This is a genomic window from Streptococcus mitis (assembly GCF_002005545.1).
Taxonomy (GTDB): domain Bacteria; phylum Bacillota; class Bacilli; order Lactobacillales; family Streptococcaceae; genus Streptococcus; species Streptococcus mitis_I.
The window spans coordinates 1,997,669-2,010,493 of the sequence record NZ_LBMT01000001.1 but is presented as its reverse complement, the minus strand read 5'-3'; the positions used below and the strand labels follow the sequence as shown (position 1 = coordinate 2,010,493).

At 41.5% G+C, this 12,825-nt stretch carries 11 protein-coding genes; 7 read left to right on the top strand and 4 right to left on the bottom strand.

Annotated elements, in window-relative coordinates:
* Positions 1-2 precede the first annotated feature (2 nt).
* Positions 3-872, top strand: coding sequence for a helix-turn-helix domain-containing protein (locus tag QS39_RS10130; RefSeq protein ID WP_077805442.1), 870 nt, complete (start codon positions 3-5; stop codon positions 870-872).
* A gap of 112 nt (positions 873-984) precedes the next feature.
* The gene (locus tag QS39_RS10125) at positions 985-2,115 is read left to right on the top strand and encodes an ABC transporter ATP-binding protein (RefSeq protein ID WP_000229949.1); all 1,131 of its coding nucleotides are present in this window, start codon (positions 985-987) and stop codon (positions 2,113-2,115) included.
* Between the two features lie 95 nt (positions 2,116-2,210).
* Here QS39_RS10125 and QS39_RS10120 read toward each other — a convergent pair whose 3' ends face one another.
* The 4 genes from QS39_RS10120 to QS39_RS10105 are packed head-to-tail and all read right to left on the bottom strand — an operon-like array spanning position 2,211 to position 5,133.
* Entirely contained in the window at positions 2,211-2,870 is a 660-nt protein-coding gene (locus tag QS39_RS10120; protein ID WP_033689194.1) for an amino acid ABC transporter permease, read from the bottom strand.
* Between the two features lie 9 nt (positions 2,871-2,879).
* A complete protein-coding gene (locus QS39_RS10115; RefSeq protein ID WP_057518587.1) occupies positions 2,880-3,557 on the bottom strand; it encodes an amino acid ABC transporter permease in 678 nt (225 codons plus the stop codon).
* Positions 3,558-3,569: 12 nt separating this feature from the next.
* Positions 3,570-4,364, bottom strand: coding sequence for a transporter substrate-binding domain-containing protein (locus QS39_RS10110; RefSeq protein ID WP_077805441.1), 795 nt, complete (start codon positions 4,362-4,364; stop codon positions 3,570-3,572).
* 10 nt (positions 4,365-4,374) lie between these two features.
* On the bottom strand, positions 4,375-5,133 hold the full coding sequence (locus QS39_RS10105) for an amino acid ABC transporter ATP-binding protein (protein ID WP_077805440.1): 759 nt from the start codon (positions 5,131-5,133) through the stop codon (positions 4,375-4,377).
* 176 nt (positions 5,134-5,309) lie between these two features.
* On the opposite strand from QS39_RS10105, the gene recJ reads away from it, so the two are divergent.
* The 5 genes from recJ to murN all read left to right on the top strand — a co-directional run bounded on the left by recJ (position 5,310) and on the right by murN (position 12,799).
* On the top strand, positions 5,310-7,532 hold the full coding sequence (gene recJ / locus QS39_RS10100) for a single-stranded-DNA-specific exonuclease RecJ (protein WP_180375034.1): 2,223 nt from the start codon (positions 5,310-5,312) through the stop codon (positions 7,530-7,532).
* 170 nt (positions 7,533-7,702) lie between these two features.
* Positions 7,703-9,364 (top strand): ribonuclease J, encoded by a 1,662-nt coding sequence (locus QS39_RS10095; protein ID WP_077805438.1) that lies wholly within the window; start codon positions 7,703-7,705, stop codon positions 9,362-9,364.
* Positions 9,365-9,431: 67 nt separating this feature from the next.
* Entirely contained in the window at positions 9,432-10,211 is a 780-nt protein-coding gene (locus tag QS39_RS10090) for an alpha/beta hydrolase (protein ID WP_077805437.1), read from the top strand.
* A 130-nt stretch (positions 10,212-10,341) separates the two neighbouring features.
* Positions 10,342-11,562: a peptidoglycan bridge formation alanyltransferase MurM gene (locus tag QS39_RS10085; RefSeq protein WP_077805436.1), complete on the top strand. Its 1,221-nt coding sequence runs from the start codon at positions 10,342-10,344 to the stop codon at positions 11,560-11,562.
* Positions 11,563-11,566: 4 nt separating this feature from the next.
* On the top strand, positions 11,567-12,799 hold the full coding sequence (gene murN, locus QS39_RS10080) for a peptidoglycan bridge formation alanyltransferase MurN (protein WP_077805435.1): 1,233 nt from the start codon (positions 11,567-11,569) through the stop codon (positions 12,797-12,799).
* Positions 12,800-12,825: the final 26 nt, after the last annotated feature.

Below are 12,825 nucleotides of genomic sequence, written 5' to 3'. Positions count from 1 at the left end.
ACATGATGGCAAAAGAACTACAAGACTGGTTTCCTGAGGCTCGGATTTCAGACCAACCAGTAGAGAAAGAGGGCTATCTCACGCTCCCTTTGGCTTCTCAGCAGTGGCTTTTGCTGGAGAAATCTGGCCTCAGTGAGCGTGAAAAGCAGTTGGTTGCCCTTTTGACTCAGCAGGAGCAGGCTCGTTCGCTCAATCCTTGGTATTCTTTTTTGATTGAGGGGAAGGGACAGACACCACAAGCTTTTAAAAAGATTCAGCTGGTTTATTGCCATCTTTCCTATTTCCAACAGGAAAATCTAGCCTCTTGGCTAGACATGATGCGGACTCTTTTTCCTAACTGTCAGACGGTGCTTCAGGTCGGAGCTCAGGATTATGTTTTCGTACTTCAACAAGATAAATACACTTCTGTACGAGCTATTTTAAGTGATACGATTGAAGCGGTTGAGTATGACTTTGGACTGCGTCTCTCTATCATGTTAGGTCAGGTTTGGTCTCAGATAGGACATCAAGCCCTATCAGACTTAATCAAAGCAGAGCGCGATTTGTTTAAGACTTGGTGGCGTCAGGGTCACCAAGGTGTTCATACTTTTTCTCAGCTCTATCTTTGGAGTATGGGAGAAAGACTCGTGGACCTGAGAGTCATTAAAGAATGCCTGCACCAGATGATTTTGGATCAGGACCAGATTCAGGAAATCATTCTCTCCCTTTGGGAAAATAGTGCCGTTCTCACTAAAACAGCCCAGCAGCTCTATCTGCACCGTAATTCTCTCCAATACAAAATTGATAAATGGGAAGAATTGACAGGGCTTCAGTTGAAGGAATTGACCGACCTGACCTTGTGTTATCAATTGATTTTACCAGATATTCTCTAAAGTTTTGTGCAAGTTGCACAGAACTTTTTTATTTTTTTGGTCATCTTGCCATAGAAATGTAAAGCGTTTTCATATATAATAAAACTATCAAAAAACAAAAGGAGTTCACCTCATGGTAGAATTGAATCTTAAAAATATTTACAAAAAATATCCAAACAGCGAACACTACTCAGTTGAAGACTTCAACTTGGACATCAAAGACAAAGAATTTATCGTTTTCGTAGGTCCTTCAGGATGTGGTAAATCAACAACTCTTCGTATGATTGCTGGTCTTGAAGACATCACAGAAGGTACTGCATCTATCGATGGCGTGGTTGTCAACGACGTAGCTCCAAAAGACCGTGACATCGCCATGGTATTCCAAAACTACGCTCTTTACCCACACATGACTGTTTATGACAACATGGCTTTTGGTTTGAAATTGCGTAAATACAGCAAAGAAGACATCGACAAACGTGTACAAGAAGCAGCTGAAATCCTTGGATTGAAAGAATTCTTGGAACGTAAACCAGCTGACCTTTCAGGTGGTCAACGTCAACGTGTTGCCATGGGTCGTGCCATCGTCCGTGATGCAAAAGTATTCTTGATGGACGAACCTTTGTCAAACTTGGATGCCAAACTTCGTGTATCAATGCGTGCTGAGATTGCGAAAATCCACCGTCGTATCGGAGCTACAACTATCTACGTAACTCACGACCAAACAGAAGCGATGACACTTGCAGACCGTATCGTTATCATGTCAGCAACTAAGAACCCTGCTGGTACAGGTACTATCGGACGTGTTGAACAAATCGGTACTCCTCAAGAAGTTTACAAAAACCCAGTTAACAAATTCGTAGCAGGATTCATCGGAAGCCCAGCTATGAACTTCATCAACGTGAAATTGGTTGGAAGCGAAATTATTTCAGACGGTTTCCGTTTGAAAGTTCCAGAAGGAGCATTGAAAGTTCTTCGTGAAAAAGGCTACGAAGGTAAAGAATTGATCTTCGGTATTCGTCCAGAAGACGTGAATGCAGAACCTGCTTTCCTTGAAACATTCCCAGAATCAGTTGTCAAAGCTACTATCTCAGTATCAGAATTGCTTGGTTCAGAATCTCACCTTTACTGCCAAGTTGGTAAAGATGAATTTGTTGCCAAAGTTGATGCTCGTGACTACTTGCAAACAGGTGCAACAGTTGAACTTGGATTTGACTTGAACAAAGCACACTTCTTTGATGTAGAAACTGAAAAAACAGTCTACTAAGATAAATGAAACTCAAAACACTGCTAGAAATCTTGCAGTGTTTTTTTGAGATTGCGTAGAAAAAAACTCTCCAATTGAACTGGAGAGCTAATTTATTATTCTGCGGCTTGTTGCCAGCGTTTGGCTAGCATATGAGACAGGCTAGAGATTGCTAGGTTGAAGCTGAAGTAGATGAGGGCAATCAGGATATACAGACTGAAGACCTGCTCTGGTTCGAAATAACGGCCCATGAGAATTTGGCTAGCTCCAAAGAGTTCTTGTAGGGCGATAACAGAGTAGAGAAGACTGGTATCCTTAATCACGGTTACAAACTGAGAAATGATGGCTGGCAACATTTTGCGAATAGCTTGTGGGAGAATGATGTGGTAGAGGATTTGGGCTGAAGTGAAGCCTTGTGACATTCCTGCTTCGTATTGTCCCTTGTCTACGGCATTGAGACCTCCTCGGATAATCTCAGCTAGGGCCGCTGATGTAAAGAGAGTAAAGGCTGTAATACCTGCTGGAGTGGATTTCATCTTGAAAACTAAAAAGATAGTGAAAATCCAGAGGAGGTTAGGAACGTTACGCACAAACTCGATATAAATGCTGGAGATAATGCGTAAGACAGGATTTTTCCCATTCCTCATGACGGCTAGCACCGTTCCGATAAGGGTAGAGAGGACGATGGCAATCAGAGAAATGTAGAGGGTCAAGCCAAATCCTTTAAAGATAAAGATTAGGTTATCTGGGGTTAAAACTTCTAAAATGGATTCCATAGTAACCTCCTAAAGTGAATAGGCTTTTTTGTTGGCTTGCTCCATCTTGCGACCAAACTGGGCAACAGGGAAGCAAAGAGAGAAGTAGAGCAGGGCAGCGCCTAAAAAGGCTGGAATGTAGTTTCCGTTAAGAGCCGACCAAGACTTGGTCACAAACATCAAGTCCACTCCAGAGATGATAGCGACTGTCGAGGTGTTCTTGATGAGGTTGACGATTTGGTTAGTCAAAGGTGGGAGAATGATACGGAAAGCCTGAGGCAAGATAATCAAACGCATAGCACTGATATAGGTAAAACCTTGCGACAAGGCAGCCTCCATCTGACCGCTAGGAATAGACTGAATACCTGAGCGAATCACCTCAGCGATATAGGCGCCGTGATAAAGTCCGACGCAGAGAACAGCTGTCCAATAAATCGGAATCATGATGATATGGTCACTGATAAGAGGTAGGCCATAAAAAACGATAACAAACTGCACCAAGAGGGGAGTATTTTGGTAAAATTCAACAAAGATGCGAGCTAAAATGCGCAAAATCGGACGTTTACTGGTTGACATGGCTCCGAAGAAGATGCCTAAAATCATGGCTAGGATAAAGGATCCGATAGCTAGGGCAAGAGTGAAGAGGAATCCATTGAAAAATTGTCCAAAATCCTGAAAATAGGCTGTCCAAGATGATAAATCTGTCATGGGGTGTCCTCCTTATTCTGCGGAATGGCTAGATGGTTTGAGCTTGTAACGGTCATAGAGTTTTTGTAAACGGCCATCCTTGCTCCATTTAGTAACCAAGTTATCAAGATAGTCGTTGAGCTCGGTATTTGATTTCTTGGTGACGATACCGTAGTCAGATGGCTTGAAACTATCATCTAGTAGTACTGTGCGTTTGCTGATGTAGCCAGACAGAATCGAGCGGTCAACGGAAAAAGCATCAATACGGTGAGCGTGTAGGGAAGTAATCAATTCTGGGTAGGAACCAAGTTCGACGAATTTAAACTTCAGACCTTTCTTTTTACCCAGTTCAGTAATCAGGCGTTGGGTGATGGAACCTTGGGCAACTCCGATGGTTTTGCCGTTTAGGTCCTCAATGCTTTTGATTTTGGCAGATTTATTGACCAAAAATCCAGATGCGTCCGTGTAGTAGGGACTGGTAAAGTTGTAGAGTTTTTTACGTTCGTCTGTAATGGTAAAGGTTGCGATATCCATATCGACCTGTTCATTGTCTAGGAGCGGTCCACGAGTTTGCGCTGTAACAGGTACATAGCGAACCTTGACCTTGAGCTCATCAGCTACCATCCTGGCCAAGTCCGTTTCGATACCAGAATAGGTTCCTGTCTTAGGATCCTTGTAGCCGAAGTTGGGAACGTCTTGTTTGACACCAACAACCAGCTCGCCTCTCTTTTGAATGTCTGCGACGCTGGTATCAGCCTGAACTGGTTTTGCAGCAGCAAGACCGAAAAGGCCAATCAATAATGCGGATAAAAAGAATTTCTTTTTCATAGGCGCCTCCTTATTTGACTTTGTCACTTTCGTGGTTGATGATTTTGCTGAGAAATTGTTGAGCACGAGGTTCGCTTGGATTATCGAAAAAGTCATCAACATCTGTCGTATCCACCAAAACCTCTCCATCAGCCATAAAGATGATGCGGTCAGCAACTTCACGGGCAAAGCCCATTTCATGGGTAACGACAATCATATTCATACCATCGTGGGCCAATTTTTGCATAACTGCTAGAACATCGCCGATGGTTTCAGGGTCAAGAGCAGATGTTGGCTCATCAAAGAGAAGGAGCTCTGGATGCATAGCAAGACCACGAGCGATGGCAATCCGTTGTTTTTGTCCACCAGACAGCATAGCTGGATAAGAATCTTTCTTGTCCCACATATTTACAAATTCCAGATATTTTTTGGCTGTTTTTTCAGCTTCTTTTTTATCAATTCCTAGAACTTTTATGGGTGCTAGTGTTACGTTTTCTAACACTGTTTTATGCGGATAGAGGTTAAAATGCTGGAAAACCATGCCGACTTCCTTGCGGAGAGGAACCAAATCTTTCTGACTGGCACCAGCAACTTGGTGACCATTTACTAGAAGACTTCCCTTGTCGACAGCCTCCAAACCATTGATGGTGCGGATAAGAGTGGATTTTCCAGAACCAGATGGTCCGAGTAGGACAACGACTTGCCCTTTTTCAAAACGGAGATTGATGTCGCGGAGTGCGTGGTAGTCTCCGTAATATTTTTCGACGTGTTCAAATTCTACTAAAGCCATAAGGAATCTCCTTTGTGTTAGATTTTATAACACGATTCTACACCAAAAGAATTGCCTTGTCAAATCATATCTGAAAAAATTCACTAAAATTTTATAAAAAAGCAATCTGGATAGAGAAAAAGCCTAAATCATGTTATAATGAAGCAATAGAATTCTTAGAAAGAGTGGATGTCTTTTTGATAACACCTACTTATGAATGGCAGTTTGCCCCGCAGGTAGAAGATGCGGATTTTACAAAGATAGCCAAGAAGGCTGGACTGGGTTCTGAGGTGGCTCGGTTATTGTTTGAGAGAGGGATTCAGGATCAAGAAAGTCTGAAGAAGTTTTTAGAGCCTTCCTTAGAGGACTTGCATGATCCTTATCTACTCCATGATATGGATAAGGCAGTAGAACGGATTCGTCAGGCCATTGAAGAAGGGGAAAATATCCTCATCTATGGAGACTACGATGCGGATGGTATGACTTCGGCTTCTATTGTTAAGGAAAGTTTGGAACAGCTTGGCGCTGAGTGCCGGGTTTATCTGCCCAATCGTTTTACTGATGGCTATGGTCCAAATGCTAGTGTTTATAAATATTTTATCGAGCAAGAAGGGATTTCCTTGATTGTGACGGTGGATAATGGGGTTGCTGGTCATGAGGCTATTGAATTGGCCCAGTCGATGGGAGTGGATGTCATTGTGACTGACCACCATTCCATGCCTGAAAACCTGCCTGATGCCTATGCCATCGTTCACCCTGAACATCCAGATGCGGACTATCCTTTTAAATATTTGGCTGGTTGTGGAGTGGCCTTCAAGCTGGCTTGTGCCCTTTTAGAAGAAGTGCAAGTGGAACTACTGGATTTGGTTGCTATTGGTACCATTGCTGATATGGTTAGTTTGACAGATGAGAACCGTATCTTGGTTCAGTATGGGTTGGAAATGTTGGGACACACTCAGCGCATTGGTTTACAAGAAATGTTGGATATGGCTGGGATTGCTGCTAACGAAGTGACAGAAGAGACAGTTGGTTTCCAGATTGCCCCTCGTTTGAATGCCTTGGGGCGCTTGGATGATCCTAATCCAGCCATCGATTTGCTGACTGGGTTTGATGATGAGGAAGCGCATGAGATTGCTCTCATGATTCATCAGAAAAACGAAGAGCGCAAGGAAATCGTCCAGTCTATCTATGAAGAAGCTAAGACCATGGTGGACCCTGAGAAGAAGGTTCAAGTCTTGGCCAAGGAAGGTTGGAATCCTGGGGTTCTAGGAATCGTGGCTGGTCGTTTGCTGGAAGAACTAGGGCGGACAGTCATCGTTCTTGATATAGAAGACGGTCGTGCCAAGGGCAGTGCTCGTAGTGTGGAAGCGGTCGATATTTTTGAGGCTCTGGATCCTCATCGAGACCTCTTCATCGCATTTGGCGGTCATGCTGGTGCGGCTGGCATGACGCTGGAAGTTGAGAAACTATCAGATTTATCTCAGGTTTTGGAAGATTATGTCCGTGAAAAAGGCGCAGATGCTGCTGGCAAGAACAAGTTAAACTTAGATGAAGAGCTAGACTTGGAGACACTTAGCTTGGAAACGGTCAAAAGTTTTGAACGTTTAGCTCCCTTTGGAATGAACAATCAGAAACCTGTCTTTTATATCAAGGATTTTCAGGTCGAAAGTGCCCGTACTATGGGGGCAGGCAATGCCCATCTCAAGCTGAAAATTTCCAAGGGTGAGGCGAGTTTTGAAGTGGTAGCCTTCGGTCAAGGCAGATTGGCAACAGAATTTGCCCAAACCAAGAATCTAGAGTTGGCAGTTAAATTGTCTGTCAACCAATGGAATGGTCAAACTGCCCTCCAGTTGATGATGGTGGATGCGCGTGTAGAGGGTGTTCAACTCTTTAACATCCGTGGGAAGAATGCAGTCTTGCCAGAAAGAGTTCCGGTCTTGGATTTTGCTGGAGAATTGCCGAATCTGGCGGATAGTGAAGCTGTTATCGTAAAAACCGTTCCTGAGGATATTACTCAGCTGAAGACCATTTTTCAGGAACAGAATTTCTCTGCTGTCTATTTCAAAAATGATATTGACAAGGCCTACTATCTGACAGGCTATGGGACTAGAGAGCAGTTTGCCAAATTGTACAAGACCATCTACAAGTTCCCAGAGTTTGATATTCGCTACAAACTGAAGGATTTAGCTGCCTATCTCAATATCCAACAAATTTTGCTGGTCAAGATGATTCAAGTGTTTGAAGAGCTATGCTTTGTGACCATCAAAGATGGTGTCATGACAGTGAATAAAGAGGCACCAAAGCGGGAGATAGGAGAAAGTCAAATTTACCAAAATCTCAAACAAACCGTTAAAGACCAAGAAATGATGGCGCTGGGTACTGTGCAAGAAATTTATGACTTTTTAATGGAAAAAGAGTAGATCATAGGAAAGAGTTGGGAAACCAGCTCTTTTTTGAAAATAAATCTTCATTTTGAAAATCATCAAAAAAATGGTATAATGGTAGGAAAAGATTCGGCTAAAAGTAGTGCTTTTAGAATAAGAGGGCAAGTAACCCTATAATCAAGATAAATTAAGCTTTCGGAGGAAAAATGAGTAATATCAGTTTAACAACACTTGGTGGTGTACGTGAAAATGGGAAAAATATGTATATCGCTGAAATCGATGGATCTATTTTCGTTTTGGATGCAGGTCTGAAATACCCTGAAAATGAACAACTAGGGGTGGATGTGGTCATTCCAAATATGGACTACCTTTTTGAAAACAGTGACCGTATCGCTGGGGTCTTCTTGACTCACGGTCATGCGGATGCCATTGGTGCTCTACCTTATCTCTTGGCTGAAGCCAAGGTGCCTGTATTTGGGTCTGAGCTGACCATTGAGTTGGCCAAACTCTTTGTCAAAGGAAATGACACAGTTAAGAAATTCAATGATTTTCATGTCATTGATGAGGATTCGGAGATTGATTTTGGAGGAACTGTGGTGTCCTTCTTCCGTACGACCCACTCTATCCCAGAAAGTTTGGGTGTTGTCTTGAAGACAGCTGAGGGTAGCATCGTTTACACAGGTGACTTCAAATTTGACCAGACAGCTAGTGAATCCTATGCGACAGACTTCGCTCGTTTGGCAGAAATCGGTCGTGACGGAGTTCTAGCTCTTCTTAGCGATTCAGCCAATGCGGACAGCAATATCCAAGTGGCTAGCGAAAGTGAAGTTGGGGACGAAATCACTCAAACCATTTCTGATTGGGATGGTCGTATCATTGTTGCAGCAGTAGCCAGCAACCTCTCTCGTATCCAGCAGGTGTTTGACGCTGCGGATGCAACAGGCCGTCGTGTGGTCTTGACAGGATTCGATATTGAAAATATCGTCCGTACTGCTATTCGCCTTAAGAAATTGTCTCTAGCTAATGAGAGTCTTTTGATTAAGCCAAAAGATATGTCTCGTTTTGAAGACCATGAGTTGATTATCCTTGAGACAGGTCGTATGGGTGAGCCTATCAACGGTCTTCGCAAGATGTCGATTGGTCGTCACCGTTATGTGGAAATCAAGGACGGTGACTTGGTCTATATCGTAACCACTCCGTCTATCGCCAAAGAAGCAGTCATGGCGCGTGTGGAAAACATGATTTACCAAGCTGGCGGGGTTGTCAAACTGATCACTCAAAGCTTGCGTGTGTCAGGTCATGGAAATGCGCGTGATTTGCAGTTGATGATTAATCTCTTGCAACCCAAGTATCTCTTCCCAATTCAAGGGGAATACCGTGAGTTGGATGCCCATGCTAAGGCTGCTATGGCAGTTGGGATGTTGCCAGAACGCATTTTTATCCCTAAAAAGGGAACCAGCATGGCTTATGAGAATGGGGACTTTGTTCCAGCTGGAGCGGTTTCGGCAGGCGATGTCTTGATTGATGGAAATGCCATCGGTGATGTTGGAAATGTGGTTCTTCGTGACCGTAAGGTCTTGTCAGAGGATGGAATTTTCATCGTCGCAATCACCGTTAACCGTCGTGAGAAGAAAATCGTGGCCAAGGCTCGTGTTCACACGCGTGGATTCGTTTATCTCAAGAAGAGTCGCGATATTCTCCGTGAAAGTTCAGAATTGATTAACCAAACGGTAGAAGACTATCTTCAAGGAGATGACTTTGACTGGGCAGATCTCAAAGGGAAGGTTCGTGATAATCTGACCAAGTATCTCTTTGATCAAACTAAGCGTCGTCCAGCTATTTTACCAGTAGTCATGGAAGCGAAATAATCGTTGAAATAAACAGAGAGAAAGTCGAATTTCGGCTTTTTCTTATAGAAAAATAGAGGAAAAAATTATGGCAGTAATGAAAATCGAGTATTACTCACAAGTTTTGGATATGGAGTGGGGAGTGAATGTCCTCTATCCTGATGCCAATCGAGTGGAAGAACCAGATTGTACAGATATCCCCGTCTTGTACCTCTTGCACGGGATGTCTGGTAATCATAATAGTTGGCTCAAGCGGACCAATGTAGAACGCTTGCTTCGAGGAACCAATCTTATCGTCGTCATGCCTAATACCAGCAACGGATGGTATACCGATACTCAGTATGGTTTTGACTATTACACAGCTCTAGCAGAGGAATTGCCACAGGTTCTGAAACGCTTCTTCCCTAACATGACCAGCAAGCGTGAAAAGACCTTTATCGCTGGCCTCTCTATGGGAGGTTACGGCTGTTTCAAACTGGCTCTTGCAACAAATCGTTTTTCTCACGCAGCTAGTTTTTCAGGTGCCCTTAGCTTTCAAGAGTTTTCTCCTGAGAGTCAAAATCTGGGAACACCTGCTTATTGGAGAGGTGTGTTTGGGGAGATTAAAGATTGGACAGCTAGTCCTTATTCTCTAGAAAGTCTGGCTAAAAAATCGGATAAAAAGACCAAGCTTTGGGCTTGGTGTGGCGAGCAGGATTTCTTGTATGATGCCAATAATCTCGCAGTGAAAAATCTCAAAAAACTGGGATTTGATGTGATCTATAGCCATAGCGCTGGAACTCACGAGTGGTATTATTGGGAAAAACAATTGGAACGGTTTCTAGCAACTCTGCCAATTGATTTCAAATTAGAAGAGAGATTGAGTTAGTTTTTTATAAATGAACCACTATTTATAGTTATTCTTGGCTTTAAAACAATGCTGGAAGTCTGTTTTCACTAGACTTTTCAAACAAAAGTAGTAGAATAGTAATAAAATACTGGAGGAAAGAGAGTAGGAAATGTACCGTTATCAAATTGGCATTCCCACATTAGAATATGATCAGTTTGTCAAAGAACATGAATTAGCTAATATATTACAAAGTAGTGCTTGGGAAAAAGTGAAATCTGATTGGAATCATGAGAGGATTGGTGTCTATGAAGGCGAGAACTTACTGGCTGTGGCTAGTATTCTCATAAAATCTCTGCCTTTAGGCTATAAAATGTTTTATATTCCAAGAGGTCCTATATTGGATTACAGGGATATAGAACTTTTAAAGTTTGTCCTGCAGTCTATTAAGTCTTATGCTCGCAGTAAGAGAGCGGTTTTTGTGACTTTCGATCCAAGTATTTGTCTATCCCAACATTTGGTCAATCAAGATAAAAGAGAATATCCTGAAAATCTTGCTATTGTTGAGATTTTAGGACAATTAGGAGTGAAATGGTCTGGGCGGACAACCGAGATGGATGACACCATTCAGCCTCGTATTCAGGCGAAAATATATAAGGAAAATTTTGAAGAAGATAAACTTTCTAAATCAACGAGGCAAGCTATCCGAACAGCACGAAACAAAGGGCTTGAAATTCAATATGGTGGACTGGAACTATTAGATTCATTTTCGGAGTTGATGAAAAAAACTGAGAAGCGAAAAGAGATTCATTTAAGAAACGAAGCTTATTATAAAAAATTATTAGATAACTTCAAAGAAGATTCCTATATCACGCTAACGAGTTTGGATGTTTCTAAGCGTTTAAGAGAATTAGAAGAACAGTTAGAAAAAAATAGAGTAGTTGCAGAAAAATTTAATGATGCAACCAAACCTTCAAAAATTCAGGAAAATATAAAAGAAAAAGAACGTTTAGAAGAGGAAATAGATTTCTTGCAGGGATATATGAATATGGGAAAATCAAACATTCCGTTAGCGGCTACTTTGAGTTTGGAATTTGGTACTACCTCTGTCAATCTATATGCTGGTATGGATGATGATTTTAAACGTTACAATGCACCAATTTTAACTTGGTATGAAACGGCTCGCTATGCCTTTGAGCGAGGTATGTTGTGGCAAAATTTAGGTGGTGTTGAAAACTCTCTAAATGGTGGACTTTATCATTTTAAGGAAAAATTTAATCCAACGATTGAAGAATATTTGGGAGAATTTACAATGCCTACCCATCCTCTTTATCCTCTGTTAAGACTTGCTCTTGATTTCCGTAAAACATTAAGAAAAAAACATAGAAAGTAAGTATATGGCACTAATTACACTCACGAAAGAAGAGTTTCAGGCTTATTCTGGTCAGGTTTCTTCTCGTTCCTTTATGCAATCGGTCCAGATGGGGGACTTGTTAGAAAAAAGAGGGGCTCGAATTGTTTATCTTGCTTTGAAACAAGAAGGAGAAATTCAAGTTGCAGCTCTGGTTTATAGCTTGCCCATGCTGGGTGGTCTGCATATGGAGCTCAATTCGGGGCCGATTTATACCCAACAAGATGCTCTTCCAGTTTTTTATGCGGAGTTAAAAGAATATGCCAAGCAAAATGGTGTATTAGAGTTGCTTGTAAAACCTTATGAAACTTATCAAACTTTTGATAGTGAAGGTAATCCAATAGATACTGAGAAAAAAAGTATTATTCAAGATTTGACTAATTTAGGTTATCAATTTGATGGATTGACAACAGGTTATCCAGGTGGAGAACCAGATTGGTTATACTATAAAGATTTGACTGAATTAACTGAAAAGAATTTGCTTAAAAGTTTTAGCAAAAAGGGTAAACCCTTGGTGAAAAAGGCTGAAACGTTTGGTATTCGGTTGAAAAAGTTAAAACGTGAAGAACTATCGATTTTTAAGAATATAACTAAAGAAACCTCTGAACGTAGAGAATACAGTGATAAAAGTTTAGAATATTATGAGCACTTTTATGATTCATTTGGAGAACAAGCGGAGTTTCTCATAGCAACCTTGAATTTTTCGGACTATATGAGCAAATTGCAAGGTGAACAAAGTAAACTAGAAGAAATCTTGGACAAGTTGCGACTTGATTTGAGTAAAAATCCTCATTCTGAGAAAAAACAAAATCAACTGAGAGAATATTCTAGTCAATTTGAAACGTTTGAAGTTCGAAAAGCAGAAGCGCGAGACTTGATTGAAAAATATGGAGAAGAAGATATTGTTTTAGCCGGGAGTTTATTTGTTTATATGCCTCAGGAAACGACTTATCTCTTTAGTGGTTCTTACACTGAGTTTAATAAGTTTTATGCCCCTGCACTGCTTCAAAAATATGTTATGTTGGAAAGCATAAAACGTGGAATACCTAAATACAACTTCCTAGGCATTCAGGGGATTTTTGATGGTAGTGATGGTGTTTTGCGTTTTAAACAAAATTTTAATGGCTATATTGTACGTAAAGCAGGTACTTTCCGTTATCATCCATCGCCTTTAAAATACAAAGCTATTCAGTTATTCAAAAAAATATTAGGACGTTAAGATGAAAAAGCCAGTATTTAGCTTTC